Source organism: Pseudomonas luteola NBRC 103146, from assembly GCF_002091675.1.
GTDB lineage: Bacteria > Pseudomonadota > Gammaproteobacteria > Pseudomonadales > Pseudomonadaceae > Chryseomonas > Chryseomonas luteola.
In genome coordinates, this window is the sequence record NZ_BDAE01000019.1 from 1 (window position 1) to 13,967 (window position 13,967).

A 13,967-nucleotide genomic window follows, 5' to 3' on the forward strand; every position below is an offset into this window, starting at 1 on the left:
TATCGACGTTCGTCCAGAGAAGGCCCTTCGGGGCCTTTTCTGCTTTGTCTATTATTGACACCCCTCTGGCGTCTCTATAGAATTGCGCCTCCTTTTATCGGGCATATTCTGCCTGAGGGGAAAGCTTGGAGTCTGAGGTCAAATGCAAAACCAACAAATCCGTATTCGGTTGAAGGCTTTTGATCATCGCCTGATTGATCAGTCCACCCAGGAAATCGTGGAAACCGCGAAACGTACTGGTGCTCAGGTGCGTGGTCCGATTCCTCTGCCTACCCGCAAGGAACGTTACACAGTGCTGATTTCTCCGCACGTCAACAAGGATGCACGTGACCAGTACGAGATTCGTACTCACAAGCGTGTGCTGGATATCGTCCAGCCAACGGATAAAACCGTTGATGCGCTGATGAAGCTCGACCTTGCTGCTGGTGTAGAAGTACAAATCAGCCTCGGCTAAAACCTTGGGGTTTTAGTCGTGTAACGCTCTGAAATGGGCGGCCATAGCGGGTGAAAGCCCCGTACACTCAAGAGGTTTATACAATGACTATTGGTGTAGTCGGTCGTAAGTGCGGCATGACCCGCGTTTTCACCGAGGAAGGTGTTTCCGTTCCGGTTACAGTCATCGAGATTGAGCCGAACCGTGTAACACAGATGAAAGTAGAAGAGACTGATGGCTATCGTGCTGTTCAAGTGACAGTGGGTGAGCGTCGTGCTTCTCGTGTTAGCAAGGCTCAGGCAGGTCACTTTGCCAAAGCGAGCGTTGCTGCTGGTCGTAGCGTTCTGGAGTTTCGTCTTGAAGAAGGCGAGTACAACGCTGGTGATCAGATCACGGTTGATATTTTCCAAGCTGGACAGCTGGTCGATGTGACTGGTCAGTCCAAAGGTAAAGGCTATGCCGGTACCATTAAGCGTTGGAACTTCCGTGGCCAAGATAATACTCACGGTAACTCCGTTTCTCACCGCGCACCTGGCTCTATCGGCCAGTGCCAGACTCCTGGTCGAGTGTTCAAGGGCAAGAAGATGTCCGGTCACCTGGGTGCTGAGCGTGTAACTGTGCAGTCCCTTGAAATTGTCCGTGTTGATGCTGAGCGCAACCTGCTTCTGGTCAAGGGTGCCATTCCTGGCGCGCCTGGCGGTGATGTGGTTGTTCGTCCTGCAGCCAAGGCTCGCGGTTAAGAGGGGAACGGAACATGCAACTAAATGTAAATGGCTCGCAGGCTATTGAAGTCTCTGAGCGCGCCTTTGGTGGCGAATTCAACGAGACGCTGGTCCATCAGGCAGTAGTCGCCTACATGGCTGGCGGTCGTCAGGGTACTCGCGCTCAAAAGACTCGCTCCGAAGTATCTGGCGGCGGCAAAAAGCCCTGGCGTCAAAAGGGTAGCGGTCGTGCCCGTGCAGGTACTATTCGTAGCCCTATCTGGCGTGGCGGTGGTACCACTTTTGCTGCTAAGCCGCAGAACCATGAGCAGAAGCTCAACAAGAAGATGTATCGCGCTGCGCTGCGCTCTATTCTGGCGGAGCTGGTACGTCTGGATCGTCTGGTCGTAGTGGACGAGTTTTCTATCGATGCCCCTAAGACTAAAGGGTTGGTAAACAAGCTTGACGGCCTTGGCCTGAAAGATGTCCTGATTGTGACTGATAACGTCGATCAGAACCTTTACTTGGCTGCCCGCAACCTGCCTTTCGTTGACGTTCGTGATGTACAGGGTTCTGACCCTGTTAGCCTGATCGCTTACGACAAGGTTTTGGTCACAGTGTCTGCCGTGAAGAAATTCGAGGAGCTGCTGGGATGAACCAGGAACGTGTATTCAAGGTACTGCTTGGTCCGCACATCTCCGAGAAGGCAACTGTGCTAGCGGAAAACCAAAAGCAGTTTATTTTTAAGGTTGCTACTGATGCAACCAAGCTGGAAATCAAGAAGGCGGTCGAGCAGTTGTTCGACGTTAAAGTGCGCAGTGTTAGCACCCTGAATGTAAAGGGTAAGACTAAGCGTACCGCACGTGGTCTGGGCAAGCGTAACGATTGGAAGAAGGCATATATTGCTCTCCAGCCGGGCCAAGACCTCGATTTCTCCAGCAATGCTGAGTAAGTAAGGGGGCATCATGGCAATCGTAAAATGCAAGCCGACCTCCGCTGGCCGCCGTTTCGTGGTCAAGGTTGTCAATGCTGATCTGCACAAGGGCGCCCCGTATGCTCCTCTTCTGGAGAAGCAGGGTAAGTCCGGTGGCCGTAATAACAACGGTCGTATCACCACTCGTCACAAGGGTGGTGGTCATAAGCAGCACTATCGTCTGGTTGATTTCCGTCGCGATAAGGATGGTATCCCGGCTGTTGTTGAGCGCGTTGAGTACGATCCAAACCGTACTGCTCACATCGCGCTGCTGAAGTATGCTGATGGCGAACGTCGTTACATCATCGCTCCGAAAGGTGTGACAGCAGGTGATCAGCTGATCTCTGGTGCTGGTGCTCCAATCAAAGCAGGTAACAGCTTGCCTCTGCGCAATATCCCGGTAGGTAGTACTGTTCACGGTATTGAGCTCAAGCCAGGCAAAGGCGCACAGATCGCCCGCTCAGCTGGTGCTTCCGCCCAGCTAGTTGCCCGTGAAGGCGCTTATGTAACGCTGCGTCTACGCTCCGGCGAGATGCGCAAGGTTCTAAGTGAATGTCGCGCAACGTTGGGTGAAGTATCCAATACCGAGCACAGTCTGCGTTCCCTGGGTAAAGCAGGTGCTAAGCGCTGGCGTGGTATTCGTCCAACCGTCCGCGGTGTGGCGATGAACCCTGTTGATCACCCGCATGGTGGTGGTGAGGGTCGTACCTCCGGTGGCCGTCATCCGGTGTCTCCATGGGGCTTCCCGACCAAGGGCGCGAAGACCCGTGCGAACAAGCGCACTGACAAGATGATCGTCCGTCGCCGCAAGTAACGAATTGAGGATACGACTGTGCCACGTTCTCTTAAGAAAGGTCCTTTTATCGATCTTCACCTACTGAAGAAGATCGAAGTTGCGGTAGAGAAGAACGATCGTAAGCCAATTAAGACTTGGTCGCGTCGTTCGATGATTCTTCCGCAGATGGTCGGCCTGACCATCGCTGTACACAACGGCCGTCAGCATGTCCCGGTGCTAGTCAACGAAGACATGGTTGGTCATAAACTCGGCGAGTTCGCTGCTACCCGCACTTATCGCGGTCATGCGGCTGACAAGAAAGCCAAGCGTTAAGGGGTAAGGAAAGATGGAAGTAGCCGCTAAGCTGTCGGGCGCTCGAATCTCCGCCCAGAAAGCCCGCTTGGTCGCCGACCAGATTCGCGGGAAGAAGGTGGGCGAGGCGCTCAACCTCCTGGCTTTCAGCAGTAAGAAAGCTGCCGAGATCATGAAAAAAGTGTTGGAGTCGGCTGTTGCCAATGCCGAGCACAACGAAGGCGCAGACGTGGATGACCTAAAAGTCTCCACGGTTTTCGTCAACGAAGGGCGTTCGCTGAAGCGCATCATGCCGCGCGCCAAAGGTCGTGCTGATCGCATCGTGAAGCGGTCTTGCCATATCACGGTCAAGGTTGCGGACAAGTAACGGAGTCGATCAGATGGGTCAGAAAGTACATCCCAATGGCATTCGCCTGGGCATCGTCAAGGAGCATACTTCCGTTTGGTATGCAGATAAACGCACTTACGCTGATTATCTGCTCTCCGACCTGAAGGTTCGTGAGTACCTCCAAGACAAACTAAAAAGCGCGTCCGTAAGCCGTATCGATATTCATCGTCCGGCGCAAACTGCACGCATTACCATCCACACTGCTCGTCCCGGTATCGTTATCGGCAAGAAGGGTGAGGATGTAGAAAAGCTGCGTCAGGACCTGACCAAGCAAATGGGTGTGCCTGTGCACATCAACATCGAAGAGATCCGTAAGCCGGAACTCGACGGTGCGCTGGTTGCGCAAAGCGTGGCTCAGCAGCTCGAGCGTCGCGTTATGTTCCGTCGTGCAATGAAGCGCGCGGTGCAGAGTGCGATGCGTCTAGGTGCCAAAGGCATCAAGATTCAGGTGAGTGGTCGTCTTGGCGGGGCAGAAATTGCTCGTACCGAGTGGTATCGCGAAGGTCGTGTGCCGCTGCACACACTGCGTGCCGATATTGACTACGCAACTGCGGAAGCGCACACCACTTATGGTGTGATCGGTGTGAAGGTTTGGATCTTCAAGGGCGAGGTCATTGGTGGCCGCCAGGAAGAGCTTAAGCCTGTAGCTCCTGCTCCGCGTAAAAAAGCTGCTAAGTAAGGAGTACGCATCATGCTGCAACCTAAGCGTACAAAATTCCGCAAGCAGATGACTGGTCACAACCGTGGCTTGGCTCATCGCGGTAGTAAAGTAAGCTTTGGCGAATATGCGCTGAAAGCTGTTGGCCGTGGCCGTCTTACTGCTCGCCAGATCGAAGCAGCTCGTCGTGCCTTGACTCGTCACGTTAAGCGTGGCGGTAAAATCTGGATCCGTGTGTTCCCGGACAAGCCTGTTACCAAGAAGCCCCTTGAAGTGCGTATGGGTAAAGGTAAGGGTAGTGTTGAGTACTGGGTAGCCCAGATCCAGCCGGGCAAGGTCCTCTACGAGATCGAGGGTGTTTCTGAGGTTCTGGCTCGTGAAGCTTTTGCGCTCGCGGCTGCCAAGCTTCCCGTTGAAACCTCCTTTGTTAAGCGGACGGTGATGTAATGAAAGCGCAAGAATTACGTGAGAAATCCGTCGAGGAGCTGAACGAGCAGCTCCTTAGCCTGCTGCGTGACCAGTTTAATCTGCGTATGCAGAAGGCAACTGGCCAATTGGGGCAGTCTCACATGCTCTCGCAAGTGAAGCGCGACATTGCTCGTGTCAAGACTGTGCTGAACCAGCAAGCAGGTAAGTGATCATGGCTGAAGCTGAAAAGACCGTCCGTACACTGACCGGCCGAGTGGTCAGTGATAAAATGGACAAAACCATCACTGTATTGATCGAGCGTCGCGTTAAGCACCCGATCTACGGTAAATACGTCAAGCGTTCCACTAAGCTGCACGCCCACGACGAAAACAATCAGTGCCGCGCTGGTGACCTGGTCACCATTCGTGAAACCCGCCCTCTGGCAAAGACCAAGGCGTGGACGCTGGTTGATGTCGTTGAGCGCGCCGTACAAGTGTAAGGGTGAAGAGCCATGATTCAGACTCAATCCATGCTCGATGTGGCCGATAACAGCGGCGCTCGTCGTGTTATGTGCATCAAGGTGCTGGGTGGTTCGCATCGCCGCTACGCAGGTATTGGCGACATCATCAAGGTCACCGTAAAAGAAGCCATTCCTCGTGGAAAGGTGAAGAAGGGCCAGGTGATGACGGCTGTTGTGGTACGTACTAAGCACGGTGTGCGTCGTACTGACGGCTCCATCATTCGCTTCGACGGTAACGCGGCTGTTCTGTTGAACAACAAGCAGGAGCCTATCGGTACCCGTATCTTTGGGCCGGTGACGCGTGAACTTCGCTCTGAGAAGTTCATGAAGATCGTCTCCCTTGCCCCCGAAGTGCTGTAAGGAGTAGCCGTCATGCAAAAGATTCGTCGTGACGATGAAGTAATCGTCATCGCAGGCAAGGACAAGGGCAAGCGCGGTAAGGTGCTCAAGGTTCTAGCTGATGACCGTTTGGTTGTTGGTGGTGTTAACCTTGTCAAGCGTCACACCAAGCCTAACCCCATGCTGGGCGCGCAAGGTGGCATTGTTGAGAAGGAAGCTCCTCTGCATGTCTCCAACGTTGCTATCTTCAACCCTGAAACTAACAAGGCTGACCGCGTAGGTTTCAAGGTAGAGGACGGTAAAAAAATTCGTATCTTTAAGTCGAACCAGAAAGCGGTTCAGGCTTAAGGTTGCTAGGTAGATCACCATGGCACGATTGAAAGAAGTTTATCGGAAGGACATCGCGCCCAAGCTGAAAGAACAGCTTCAGCTGGCTAACGTGATGGAAGTTCCGCGTATCACTAAAATCACTCTGAATATGGGTGTTGGTGAGGCGGTAGGCGATAAGAAGATTATCGACAATGCGCTGGCTGACCTTGAGAAAATTGCTGGTCAGAAGCCGGTTGTAACTTATGCGCGTAAGTCGATCGCTGGTTTTAAGATCCGTGATGGTTGGCCGATTGGCGTCAAGGTAACTCTGCGTAGCGATCGCATGTACGAGTTCCTGGATCGTCTGCTGGCTATCTCTTTGCCGCGCGTTCGTGACTTCCGTGGTCTGAATGCCAAGTCCTTTGATGGTCGCGGTAACTACAGCATGGGTGTTAAAGAGCAAATCATCTTCCCGGAAATCGATTACGATAAAATCGATGCGCTCCGCGGTATGGATATTACTCTGACTACAACTGCTCGTACGGATGAGGAAGGTCGTGCACTGCTTCGTGCATTTAACTTCCCGTTCCGTAACTGATAGGAGCTACGTATGGCTAAGCAAAGCATGAAGAACCGTGAGCTGAAGCGTCAGCAAACGGTTGCTAAGTTTGCAGCTAAGCGCGCTGAGTTAAAGGCAGCTATTGCCAATCCCAACACTTCTCCGGAAGATCGTTGGGCTGCACAGGTTGCACTTCAAAAGCAGCCTCGCGACGCTAGCGCCAGTCGTCTGCGTAATCGCTGCCGTTTGACTGGTCGTCCGCACGGTGTATACCGTAAGTTCGGTCTGTCGCGTATTATGTTGCGCGAAGCTGCAATGCGTGGTGATGTTCCTGGTCTGGTTAAAGCCAGCTGGTAATTTCATAGCAATTTGCAGTAAGTATGCGAATCAAGCCCCTTTTGGGGCTTGATTCGTTTTTGTATGCCTACTAGAATATCCGGCTCGCCCGAGTCGGCATGTTTTCGGCTGGGCAGTTTCAGAGCTATAGGCTCATTTATGCATTTAGGAGCTACAAGCCCATGAGTATGCAGGACCCGTTAGCAGATATGCTAACTCGTATCCGTAATGCCCAGATGGCTGAAAAGTCCGTCGTAAGCATGCCTTCCTCCAAGCTGAAGGTGGCGGTAGCTAAAGTCCTTAAGGACGAAGGTTACATCGCGGGTTTTCAGGTCAGCACGGAAGTTAAGCCGCTGCTGTCCATCGAGCTGAAGTACTTCGAAGGTAAGCCTGTAATCGAAGAGCTTAAGCGTTCTAGCCGTCCTGGCCTTCGCCAGTACAAATCTGTTGACCAGTTGCCGAAAGTGCGCGGCGGTTTGGGTGTATCGATCGTGTCCACCAACAAGGGTGTGATGACTGATCGTGCAGCCCGTGCTGCTGGTGTTGGCGGCGAAGTGCTCTGCACTGTTTTCTAAGGGGAAGAAGCATGTCTCGCGTTGCTAAAAACCCCGTTAAGCTTCCTGCCGGTGTTGAAATTAACCTGGCTGGTCAACAGCTTTCTATTAAGGGTTCCAAAGGCTCTCTTGAGCTTAAGGTTCATCCTTCTGTTGAAGTCTCTCAAGAGTCCGGTGAGCTTCGTTTCGCCGCTCGTAATGGTGATCAGCAGACTCGTGCCATGGCTGGTACTACCCGTGCGCTGGTCAACAATATGGTCATTGGCGTGAGCCAAGGCTTTGAGCGCAAGCTTCAGCTGGTTGGTGTTGGTTATAAAGCTCAGGCCAAGGGCCAGGTTCTTTCGCTTTCCCTGGGTTTCTCTCATCCGGTCGACTATGAATTGCCGCAAGGCATTACTGCTGAGACCCCGAGCCAGACTGATATCCTGATTAAGGGTATTGATAAGCAGCTCGTTGGACAGGTGGCAGCAGAGATTCGTGATTTCCGTCCGCCAGAGCCCTATAAGGGCAAAGGTGTACGTTATTCCGATGAAGTCGTTCGCCGTAAAGAAGCCAAGAAAAAGTAGGGCATAGCAAATGAGCGTAAAGAAAGAAACTCGACTGCGTCGCGCTCGCAAGGCACGCCTGAGAATGCGCGAGCTGGAAACTGTACGCCTGTGCGTCTACCGTTCCTCTCAGCACATCTATGCCCAGGTCATCGCGGCCGACGGCAGCAAGGTTCTGGCCAGTGCGTCTACGCTGGACAAAGACCTGCGCGAAGGCGCAACCAGCAACATCGAAGCGGCGCAAAAGGTCGGCAAGCTGGTAGCAGAGCGTGCCAAAGCGGCTGGCGTTACTCAAGTAGCGTTTGATCGTTCTGGCTTCAAGTATCATGGTCGCGTTAAGGCGCTGGCCGATGCCGCTCGTGAAGGCGGGCTGGAGTTCTAAGTCATGGCAAACAACGATCAAAAGCGCGACGAAGGTTACATCGAGAAGCTCGTTCAAGTTAACCGTGTTGCTAAAACCGTTAAAGGTGGCCGTATCTTCGCTTTCACTGCACTAACCGTGGTGGGTGATGGTAAGGGTCGTGTTGGTTTTGGCCGTGGTAAGGCGCGCGAAGTTCCTGCAGCTATTCAAAAGGCTATGGAAGCTGCGCGCCGTAACATGATTCAGGTTGATCTGAACGGCAACACACTTCAATACCCAGTGAAGTCTGCTCATGGCGCATCCAAAGTTTTCATGCAGCCTGCTTCTGAAGGTACGGGTATCATTGCCGGCGGTGCCATGCGTGCCGTTCTAGAGGTGGCTGGCGTTCAGAACGTTCTGGCTAAGTGCTATGGCTCCACTAATCCAGTAAACGTTGTCTATGCAACGTTTGAGGGTTTGAAGCACATGCAGTCGCCTGAGTCGGTCGCGGCCAAGCGTGGCAAGAGCGTCGAGGAGATTCTCTGATCATGGCTACTTCAACTGTTAAAGTTACGCTGATCAAAAGCGTGAATGGCCGTTTGGCTAATCACAAAGCCTGCGTCAAGGGTCTCGGCCTGCGTCGCATCGGTCATACCGTTGAAGTTCTGGATACTCCAGAAAACCGCGGCATGATTAATAAGGCTTACTATTTACTGCGTGTGGAGGGTTAAGTTATGAAACTTAACGATCTACGTTCCGCTCCTGGTGCACGTCGTGAAAAGCTGCGTCCAGGTCGTGGTATCGGTAGCGGTCTTGGTAAGACTGGCGGCCGTGGCCACAAGGGTGCTACTTCCCGTTCCGGCGGTAAGGTTGCTCCTGGTTTCGAGGGTGGTCAACAGCCCCTTCACCGTCGTCTGCCGAAGTTTGGTTTCGTATCGCTGAAAGCCCTTGATCGCGCTGAGGTTCGTACTTCAGAGCTGGCAAAGGTAGAAGGCGGCGTGATCACTTTGCAAGCGCTGAAAGATGCCAATGTTATCAATCGTAGCGTTGTGCGCGTTAAGGTCGTTCTCTCTGGCGAAATCGGTCACGCTATTACCTTGAAGGGCATTCCTGCCACTAAGGGCGCTCGCGCGGCTATCGAAGCAGCTGGCGGTAAGATCGAGGAATAAATGGCTAAGCAAGGTTCTCTCTCTGCGCTCAACAATGGCGGTTTGTCGGAACTGTGGGCGCGCTTGCGCTTCCTGTTTCTGGCAATCATCGTTTATCGAATTGGTGCGCATATTCCAGTTCCAGGTATAAATCCTGATCAATTGGCTGCACTGTTTCGGCAGAACGAGGGGACCATTCTTAGCCTGTTCAACATGTTCTCTGGCGGTGCGCTGGAGCGGATGAGTATATTTGCACTTGGGATCATGCCGTATATCTCGGCGTCGATCATCATGCAGCTTCTCACTGCTATCAGCCCACAGCTAGAGCAGTTGAAAAAAGAAGGCGAGTCTGGTCGCCGCAAGATCAGTCAGTACACTCGTTACGGTACGCTCGTGCTTGCGCTGGTTCAGGCTACGGGTATGTCTGTAGGACTGGCGAGTCAAGGTGTAGCCTTTTCAGCAGGGTTCAGCTTCTATTTTGTTGCTGTAACCACGTTTGTTGCAGGCGCACTTTTTATGATGTGGCTGGGTGAGCAGATAACCGAGCGAGGTGTTGGTAATGGAATTTCCATGCTGATCTTCTCGGGTATCGTTGCTGGCTTACCGCGAGCGATTGGTCAATCCTTCGAGTCTGCTCGTCAAGGCGATATTAATATCTTCGCTCTGATAGCGGTGGGCCTTGTTGCTGTTGCTATCATTGCGTTCGTGGTCTTCATCGAGCGCGGCCAGCGTCGTATCGCTGTTCATTATGCTAAGCGCCAGCAAGGCCGCAAGGTGTTTGCAGCGCAAAATAGTCATTTGCCACTGAAAGTAAATATGGCGGGTGTCATACCTGCTATCTTTGCAAGTAGCATTTTGCTATTCCCGGCCTCGCTAGGCTCGTGGTTCGGTCAGTCTCAAGGGCTCGGTTGGCTTCAGGATGTGGCTCAGGCCATTGCTCCAGGACAGCCGCTTAATATCTTGCTGTTTAGTGCAGGGATCATATTCTTCTGCTTCTTCTATACAGCCTTGATGTTTAACCCCAAAGACGTTGCCGAGAACCTAAAGAAGTCTGGTGCGTTTATTCCAGGAATCCGTCCTGGTGAGCAGTCTGCACGCTATATAGATGGTGTGTTGACGCGTTTGACCATGTTCGGCGCCCTGTATATGACGGCGGTCTGCTTGTTGCCCCAGTTTCTGGTGGTTGCAGCCAACGTGCCGTTTTACCTCGGCGGGACTTCGCTGCTGATCGTAGTTGTGGTGGTCATGGACTTTATGTCCCAGGTCCAATCGCATCTTGTATCCCACCAGTATGAGTCTCTGATGAAGAAAGCCAACCTGAAGGGCTACGGCGGCGGAATGCTCCGCTGATCAGTACCCGTAAGGTTAAGGAGTTGGTGATGAAAGTTCGTGCATCGGTCAAGAAGCTGTGCCGTAACTGCAAAATCATCCGTCGCGACGGCGTCGTTCGGGTGATCTGCAGCGCGGAGCCGCGTCACAAGCAGCGCCAAGGCTGAGTGTGAATACACGCGTATAACCCGACAGCTAGTGTGCTGTCGGGTTGATCATTTTTTATTACAGCGTTAATATCTCGCGCCCTTTTCTTGGCTTCCAGGGCGTGGGTTGCTGTCACATGGAGTTTTTCTAGAATGGCCCGTATTGCAGGCGTTAACATTCCGGATAACAAGCATACTGTTATCTCGCTGACCTATATCTATGGTATTGGTCGCACTACTGCTCAGAATATCTGTGCGGCCACAGGCATCAGCCCGTCCGCCAAAATCAAGGATCTGAGCGACGAGCAGATCGATCAGCTGCGTAATGAAGTCGCTAAGCTCGTCACTGAAGGTGACCTGCGTCGCGAACTCAACATGAACATCAAGCGCTTGATGGACCTGGGTTGCTACCGTGGCCTTCGCCATCGTCGCGGTCTGCCGGTTCGTGGTCAGCGTACCAAGACCAACGCGCGTACCCGTAAGGGCCCGCGTAAGCCGATCCGCAAGTAATCGCATCCGCGAATCGACAGGAATTTAGTCATGGCAAAACCTGCTGCTCGTCCTCGTAAGAAAGTCAAAAAGACAGTGGTTGATGGCATCGCCCACATCCATGCGTCTTTCAATAACACCATCGTAACCATTACTGATCGTCAAGGTAATGCGTTGTCCTGGGCTACTTCTGGTGGTTCCGGTTTCCGTGGCTCCCGTAAGAGCACTCCGTTCGCTGCCCAGGTTGCAGCTGAGCGTGCCGGACAGGCAGCTCTTGAGTACGGTCTCAAGAACCTTGACGTAAACGTCAAAGGCCCAGGCCCGGGCCGTGAGTCTGCAGTGCGTGCATTGAACGCCTGTGGTTACAAGATCGCCAGCATTACCGACGTGACGCCCATCCCGCATAATGGATGCCGTCCGCCGAAGAAGCGTCGCGTGTAATAGGAGACAGTAAGAAATGGCTCGTTACATTGGTCCCAAGTGCAAACTGTCCCGCCGTGAAGGCACCGATCTCTTCCTGAAGAGCGGTGTGCGCGCGATTGAATCCAAGTGCAATATTGAAACTGCTCCTGGAGCTCACGGTCAGCGTCGTGGTCGTCTATCCGACTATGGTCTGCAGTTACGTGAGAAGCAAAAAGTTCGTCGTATCTACGGCGTCCTGGAGCGTCAGTTTGCTGGTTATTACAAAGAAGCTGCTCGTCGCAAAGGTGCAACAGGCGAAAACCTGCTGCAGCTGCTAGAAACTCGTTTGGATAACGTTGTTTACCGTATGGGTTTCGGTGCTACTCGTGCAGAGTCTCGCCAGCTGGTTTCTCACAAGTCCATTACTGTTAATGGTCAGACTGTAAACATCCCGTCCTACCAAGTTAAGCCTGGTGATGTGGTAGCAGTACGCGAGAAGGCAAAGAATCAACTGCGTATCGCCCAAGCTCTCGAGCTTTGCGCCCAGCGCGGTCGTGTTGAGTGGGTAGAAGTCGACTCCGAGAAGAAGTCTGGTACGTTCAAGAGCGTTCCGGCTCGTGGCGACCTTTCCGCCGACATCAACGAAAACCTGATTGTCGAGCTCTACTCCAAGTAAGGGCTAGAAAATAGGTGCATCCATGCAGAGTTCGGTAAATGAGTTCCTGACCCCCCGGCACATTGATGTGCAGGCGGTCAGTCCAACCCGCGCCAAAATCACGCTCGAGCCTCTCGAGCGCGGTTTTGGTCATACCTTGGGCAACGCGCTTCGTCGCATCTTGTTGTCCTCCATGCCTGGCTGCGCGGTGGTCGAAGCCGAAATTGATGGCGTACTACACGAGTACAGCGCAATCGAAGGCGTGCAGGAAGACGTTATTGAAATCCTGCTTAACCTTAAAGGTCTGGCTATCAAGCTTCATGGTCGTGACGAGGTGACTCTGACCCTTTCCAAGAAAGGTCAAGGTCCCGTTCTGGCTTCCGATATTCAGCTTGAGCATGACGTTGAAATCGTCAACGGCGATCATGTCATTGCTCATCTGGCTGATAACGGTTCGCTGAACATGCGGCTTAAGATTGCTCGTGGCCGTGGCTATGAGCCGGCTGATGCTCGCCAGAGTGAAGAAGACGAGACGCGTGCCATTGGTCGCCTGCAGCTCGATTCCTCTTTTAGCCCGGTTCGCCGTGTGGCCTATGTGGTCGAAAACGCTCGTGTTGAGCAGCGTACTAACCTGGATAAGCTGGTTCTTGATCTTGAGACCAATGGTACTCTAGATCCTGAGGAAGCTATCCGTCGTGCTGCAACCATCTTGCAACAGCAATTGGCTGCTTTCGTTGATCTCAAAGGTGACAGTGAGCCTGTTGTCGTTGAGCAGGAAGACGAAATTGATCCGATTCTGCTGCGTCCGGTTGATGACCTTGAACTGACCGTCCGTTCGGCTAACTGCTTGAAAGCTGAGAATATCTACTATATCGGTGATCTGATTCAGCGTACCGAAGTAGAGCTGCTCAAGACGCCTAACCTAGGTAAGAAGTCGCTTACCGAGATTAAGGATGTCCTAGCTTCACGTGGTTTGTCGCTTGGCATGCGCCTGGACAACTGGCCCCCGGCAAGTCTTAAGAAGGACGATAAGGCTACAGCCTGATCGTTATTAGTCACCGAACGTTAGTTTGGTAAGGAATTTAACCATGCGTCATCGTAAAAGTGGTCGTCACCTGAACCGCACGAGCGCACACCGCAAGGCTATGTTCCAGAACATGGCTGTGTCGCTGTTCGAGCATGAACTGATCAAAACTACTCTTCCGAAAGCCAAGGAACTGCGTCGCGTTGCCGAGCCGCTGATCACTCTGGCCAAAGAAGATAGCGTTGCCAACCGTCGTCTGGCTTTCGACCGTACTCGTTCGAAAGCTGCTGTCGGCAAGCTGTTTAACGATCTGGGCAAGCGTTATGCAAATCGTCCAGGTGGTTACCTGCGTATTCTCAAGTGCGGCTTCCGTGCTGGTGATAACGCTCCTATGGCCTATGTTGAGCTGGTTGACCGTCCTATTGGCGGCACAGTTGAGGCTGACTCTGCTGAATAAACAGTGAGTGTTATCAAAAGCCGGGCCTAGTGTCCGGCTTTTTTATGCTTAAAGTAGTTGGGTTTTCTATCACAAGGCTAGATCTAATAAATTAGATCTACCGTCCCGCTTTTAACATACTTCTCTGCAAGACGCGCTGAAGCGCAATTCCAAGGGAGAAGTTTTTC

Annotated in this window: 28 protein-coding genes; all 28 read left to right on the plus strand. The window is 52.8% G+C overall.

The features are described 5' to 3' along the window. Nucleotides 1–142 precede the first annotated feature (142 nt). The 28 genes from rpsJ (at nucleotide 143) to rplQ (ending at nucleotide 13,800) form a co-directional block, all read left to right on the plus strand. A complete protein-coding gene (rpsJ, locus tag PLU01S_RS18180; RefSeq protein WP_003243886.1) occupies nucleotides 143–454 on the plus strand; it encodes a 30S ribosomal protein S10 in 312 nt (103 codons plus the stop codon). Nucleotides 455–537: 83 nt separating this feature from the next. Beyond that, on the plus strand, nucleotides 538–1,173 hold the full coding sequence (gene rplC / locus PLU01S_RS18185; protein WP_010796750.1) for a 50S ribosomal protein L3: 636 nt from the start codon (nucleotides 538–540) through the stop codon (nucleotides 1,171–1,173). A 14-nt stretch (nucleotides 1,174–1,187) separates the two neighbouring features. After that, entirely contained in the window at nucleotides 1,188–1,790 is a 603-nt protein-coding gene (rplD, locus tag PLU01S_RS18190; protein WP_010796751.1) for a 50S ribosomal protein L4, read from the plus strand. Continuing rightward, nucleotides 1,787–2,086 (plus strand): 50S ribosomal protein L23, encoded by a 300-nt coding sequence (gene rplW / locus PLU01S_RS18195; RefSeq protein WP_010796752.1) that lies wholly within the window; start codon nucleotides 1,787–1,789, stop codon nucleotides 2,084–2,086. Before rplD ends, rplW begins: the two co-directional genes overlap by 4 nt. 13 nt (nucleotides 2,087–2,099) lie before the next feature. Beyond that, nucleotides 2,100–2,921 carry a 50S ribosomal protein L2 gene (gene rplB, locus PLU01S_RS18200; protein WP_010796753.1) on the plus strand — a complete coding sequence of 274 codons (822 nt, stop codon included), beginning with the start codon at nucleotides 2,100–2,102 and terminating at the stop codon, nucleotides 2,919–2,921. Nucleotides 2,922–2,939: 18 nt separating this feature from the next. Next, entirely contained in the window at nucleotides 2,940–3,215 is a 276-nt protein-coding gene (gene rpsS, locus PLU01S_RS18205) for a 30S ribosomal protein S19 (protein ID WP_010796754.1), read from the plus strand. Nucleotides 3,216–3,228: 13 nt separating this feature from the next. Further along, nucleotides 3,229–3,561: a 50S ribosomal protein L22 gene (gene rplV / locus PLU01S_RS18210; RefSeq protein WP_003103908.1), complete on the plus strand. Its 333-nt coding sequence runs from the start codon at nucleotides 3,229–3,231 to the stop codon at nucleotides 3,559–3,561. A gap of 13 nt (nucleotides 3,562–3,574) precedes the next feature. Further along, nucleotides 3,575–4,261, plus strand: a complete 687-nt coding sequence (rpsC, locus tag PLU01S_RS18215) for a 30S ribosomal protein S3 (protein ID WP_010796755.1) — start codon at nucleotides 3,575–3,577, stop codon at nucleotides 4,259–4,261. Nucleotides 4,262–4,273: 12 nt separating this feature from the next. Further along, nucleotides 4,274–4,687, plus strand: a complete 414-nt coding sequence (gene rplP, locus PLU01S_RS18220) for a 50S ribosomal protein L16 (protein WP_010796756.1) — start codon at nucleotides 4,274–4,276, stop codon at nucleotides 4,685–4,687. Beyond that, nucleotides 4,687–4,878, plus strand: a complete 192-nt coding sequence (gene rpmC, locus PLU01S_RS18225; protein WP_010796757.1) for a 50S ribosomal protein L29 — start codon at nucleotides 4,687–4,689, stop codon at nucleotides 4,876–4,878. Before rplP ends, rpmC begins: the two co-directional genes overlap by 1 nt. A 2-nt stretch (nucleotides 4,879–4,880) precedes the next feature. Next, the gene (gene rpsQ / locus PLU01S_RS18230; RefSeq protein ID WP_010796758.1) at nucleotides 4,881–5,147 is read left to right on the plus strand and encodes a 30S ribosomal protein S17; all 267 of its coding nucleotides are present in this window, start codon (nucleotides 4,881–4,883) and stop codon (nucleotides 5,145–5,147) included. A gap of 12 nt (nucleotides 5,148–5,159) precedes the next feature. Further along, entirely contained in the window at nucleotides 5,160–5,528 is a 369-nt protein-coding gene (rplN, locus tag PLU01S_RS18235) for a 50S ribosomal protein L14 (protein ID WP_007161241.1), read from the plus strand. 12 nt (nucleotides 5,529–5,540) lie between these two features. Further along, entirely contained in the window at nucleotides 5,541–5,855 is a 315-nt protein-coding gene (rplX, locus tag PLU01S_RS18240; protein ID WP_010796759.1) for a 50S ribosomal protein L24, read from the plus strand. Between the two features lie 19 nt (nucleotides 5,856–5,874). Next, on the plus strand, nucleotides 5,875–6,414 hold the full coding sequence (rplE, locus tag PLU01S_RS18245) for a 50S ribosomal protein L5 (protein ID WP_010796760.1): 540 nt from the start codon (nucleotides 5,875–5,877) through the stop codon (nucleotides 6,412–6,414). Nucleotides 6,415–6,426: 12 nt separating this feature from the next. Then, nucleotides 6,427–6,732, plus strand: coding sequence for a 30S ribosomal protein S14 (gene rpsN, locus PLU01S_RS18250; protein WP_010796761.1), 306 nt, complete (start codon nucleotides 6,427–6,429; stop codon nucleotides 6,730–6,732). Between the two features lie 161 nt (nucleotides 6,733–6,893). After that, nucleotides 6,894–7,286: a 30S ribosomal protein S8 gene (gene rpsH, locus PLU01S_RS18255; RefSeq protein WP_010796762.1), complete on the plus strand. Its 393-nt coding sequence runs from the start codon at nucleotides 6,894–6,896 to the stop codon at nucleotides 7,284–7,286. A gap of 11 nt (nucleotides 7,287–7,297) precedes the next feature. Then, nucleotides 7,298–7,831: a 50S ribosomal protein L6 gene (rplF, locus tag PLU01S_RS18260; RefSeq protein WP_010796763.1), complete on the plus strand. Its 534-nt coding sequence runs from the start codon at nucleotides 7,298–7,300 to the stop codon at nucleotides 7,829–7,831. A 10-nt stretch (nucleotides 7,832–7,841) separates the two neighbouring features. After that, nucleotides 7,842–8,192: a 50S ribosomal protein L18 gene (rplR, locus tag PLU01S_RS18265; protein ID WP_010796764.1), complete on the plus strand. Its 351-nt coding sequence runs from the start codon at nucleotides 7,842–7,844 to the stop codon at nucleotides 8,190–8,192. 3 nt (nucleotides 8,193–8,195) lie between these two features. Next, a complete protein-coding gene (rpsE, locus tag PLU01S_RS18270; RefSeq protein WP_010796765.1) occupies nucleotides 8,196–8,696 on the plus strand; it encodes a 30S ribosomal protein S5 in 501 nt (166 codons plus the stop codon). A gap of 2 nt (nucleotides 8,697–8,698) precedes the next feature. Further along, nucleotides 8,699–8,881, plus strand: coding sequence for a 50S ribosomal protein L30 (gene rpmD, locus PLU01S_RS18275; protein ID WP_010796766.1), 183 nt, complete (start codon nucleotides 8,699–8,701; stop codon nucleotides 8,879–8,881). A gap of 3 nt (nucleotides 8,882–8,884) precedes the next feature. Next, entirely contained in the window at nucleotides 8,885–9,319 is a 435-nt protein-coding gene (gene rplO / locus PLU01S_RS18280) for a 50S ribosomal protein L15 (RefSeq protein WP_010796767.1), read from the plus strand. Next, nucleotides 9,320–10,648: a preprotein translocase subunit SecY gene (secY, locus tag PLU01S_RS18285; RefSeq protein WP_010796768.1), complete on the plus strand. Its 1,329-nt coding sequence runs from the start codon at nucleotides 9,320–9,322 to the stop codon at nucleotides 10,646–10,648. Nucleotides 10,649–10,677: 29 nt separating this feature from the next. After that, a complete protein-coding gene (gene rpmJ / locus PLU01S_RS18290; RefSeq protein ID WP_003281814.1) occupies nucleotides 10,678–10,794 on the plus strand; it encodes a 50S ribosomal protein L36 in 117 nt (38 codons plus the stop codon). A gap of 132 nt (nucleotides 10,795–10,926) precedes the next feature. Next, nucleotides 10,927–11,283, plus strand: coding sequence for a 30S ribosomal protein S13 (gene rpsM, locus PLU01S_RS18295; protein ID WP_010796769.1), 357 nt, complete (start codon nucleotides 10,927–10,929; stop codon nucleotides 11,281–11,283). A gap of 30 nt (nucleotides 11,284–11,313) precedes the next feature. Continuing rightward, nucleotides 11,314–11,703, plus strand: a complete 390-nt coding sequence (gene rpsK / locus PLU01S_RS18300) for a 30S ribosomal protein S11 (RefSeq protein WP_003093689.1) — start codon at nucleotides 11,314–11,316, stop codon at nucleotides 11,701–11,703. Between the two features lie 16 nt (nucleotides 11,704–11,719). Further along, on the plus strand, nucleotides 11,720–12,340 hold the full coding sequence (rpsD, locus tag PLU01S_RS18305) for a 30S ribosomal protein S4 (protein WP_010796770.1): 621 nt from the start codon (nucleotides 11,720–11,722) through the stop codon (nucleotides 12,338–12,340). Nucleotides 12,341–12,362: 22 nt separating this feature from the next. Beyond that, a complete protein-coding gene (locus PLU01S_RS18310) occupies nucleotides 12,363–13,364 on the plus strand; it encodes a DNA-directed RNA polymerase subunit alpha (RefSeq protein ID WP_010796771.1) in 1,002 nt (333 codons plus the stop codon). Between the two features lie 43 nt (nucleotides 13,365–13,407). Then, nucleotides 13,408–13,800 carry a 50S ribosomal protein L17 gene (rplQ, locus tag PLU01S_RS18315; protein WP_074829509.1) on the plus strand — a complete coding sequence of 131 codons (393 nt, stop codon included), beginning with the start codon at nucleotides 13,408–13,410 and terminating at the stop codon, nucleotides 13,798–13,800. Nucleotides 13,801–13,967 lie beyond the last annotated feature (167 nt).

What these genes read in the sequence shown, in the direction of transcription:
- secY (WP_010796768.1), top strand. Translation starts at nt 9,320, where the DNA reads ATGGCTAAGCAAGGTTCTCTCTCTGCGCTCAACAATGGCGGTTTGTCG.
- rpsM (WP_010796769.1), top strand. Translation starts at nt 10,927, where the DNA reads ATGGCCCGTATTGCAGGCGTTAACATTCCGGATAACAAGCATACTGTT.
- rplW (WP_010796752.1), top strand. Translation starts at nt 1,787, where the DNA reads ATGAACCAGGAACGTGTATTCAAGGTACTGCTTGGTCCGCACATCTCC.
- rpsQ (WP_010796758.1), top strand. Translation starts at nt 4,881, where the DNA reads ATGGCTGAAGCTGAAAAGACCGTCCGTACACTGACCGGCCGAGTGGTC.
- rplO (WP_010796767.1), top strand. Translation starts at nt 8,885, where the DNA reads ATGAAACTTAACGATCTACGTTCCGCTCCTGGTGCACGTCGTGAAAAG.
- rpsD (WP_010796770.1), top strand. Translation starts at nt 11,720, where the DNA reads ATGGCTCGTTACATTGGTCCCAAGTGCAAACTGTCCCGCCGTGAAGGC.
- rpsN (WP_010796761.1), top strand. Translation starts at nt 6,427, where the DNA reads ATGGCTAAGCAAAGCATGAAGAACCGTGAGCTGAAGCGTCAGCAAACG.
- PLU01S_RS18310 (WP_010796771.1), top strand. Translation starts at nt 12,363, where the DNA reads ATGCAGAGTTCGGTAAATGAGTTCCTGACCCCCCGGCACATTGATGTG.
- rplE (WP_010796760.1), top strand. Translation starts at nt 5,875, where the DNA reads ATGGCACGATTGAAAGAAGTTTATCGGAAGGACATCGCGCCCAAGCTG.
- rplF (WP_010796763.1), top strand. Translation starts at nt 7,298, where the DNA reads ATGTCTCGCGTTGCTAAAAACCCCGTTAAGCTTCCTGCCGGTGTTGAA.
- rplC (WP_010796750.1), top strand. Translation starts at nt 538, where the DNA reads ATGACTATTGGTGTAGTCGGTCGTAAGTGCGGCATGACCCGCGTTTTC.
- rpmC (WP_010796757.1), top strand. Translation starts at nt 4,687, where the DNA reads ATGAAAGCGCAAGAATTACGTGAGAAATCCGTCGAGGAGCTGAACGAG.
- rpmD (WP_010796766.1), top strand. Translation starts at nt 8,699, where the DNA reads ATGGCTACTTCAACTGTTAAAGTTACGCTGATCAAAAGCGTGAATGGC.
- rplX (WP_010796759.1), top strand. Translation starts at nt 5,541, where the DNA reads ATGCAAAAGATTCGTCGTGACGATGAAGTAATCGTCATCGCAGGCAAG.
- rpsK (WP_003093689.1), top strand. Translation starts at nt 11,314, where the DNA reads ATGGCAAAACCTGCTGCTCGTCCTCGTAAGAAAGTCAAAAAGACAGTG.
- rplN (WP_007161241.1), top strand. Translation starts at nt 5,160, where the DNA reads ATGATTCAGACTCAATCCATGCTCGATGTGGCCGATAACAGCGGCGCT.
- rplV (WP_003103908.1), top strand. Translation starts at nt 3,229, where the DNA reads ATGGAAGTAGCCGCTAAGCTGTCGGGCGCTCGAATCTCCGCCCAGAAA.
- rpsE (WP_010796765.1), top strand. Translation starts at nt 8,196, where the DNA reads ATGGCAAACAACGATCAAAAGCGCGACGAAGGTTACATCGAGAAGCTC.
- rplP (WP_010796756.1), top strand. Translation starts at nt 4,274, where the DNA reads ATGCTGCAACCTAAGCGTACAAAATTCCGCAAGCAGATGACTGGTCAC.
- rpsC (WP_010796755.1), top strand. Translation starts at nt 3,575, where the DNA reads ATGGGTCAGAAAGTACATCCCAATGGCATTCGCCTGGGCATCGTCAAG.
- rplD (WP_010796751.1), top strand. Translation starts at nt 1,188, where the DNA reads ATGCAACTAAATGTAAATGGCTCGCAGGCTATTGAAGTCTCTGAGCGC.
- rpsH (WP_010796762.1), top strand. Translation starts at nt 6,894, where the DNA reads ATGAGTATGCAGGACCCGTTAGCAGATATGCTAACTCGTATCCGTAAT.
- rpmJ (WP_003281814.1), top strand. Translation starts at nt 10,678, where the DNA reads ATGAAAGTTCGTGCATCGGTCAAGAAGCTGTGCCGTAACTGCAAAATC.
- rplR (WP_010796764.1), top strand. Translation starts at nt 7,842, where the DNA reads ATGAGCGTAAAGAAAGAAACTCGACTGCGTCGCGCTCGCAAGGCACGC.
- rplQ (WP_074829509.1), top strand. Translation starts at nt 13,408, where the DNA reads ATGCGTCATCGTAAAAGTGGTCGTCACCTGAACCGCACGAGCGCACAC.
- rpsJ (WP_003243886.1), top strand. Translation starts at nt 143, where the DNA reads ATGCAAAACCAACAAATCCGTATTCGGTTGAAGGCTTTTGATCATCGC.
- rplB (WP_010796753.1), top strand. Translation starts at nt 2,100, where the DNA reads ATGGCAATCGTAAAATGCAAGCCGACCTCCGCTGGCCGCCGTTTCGTG.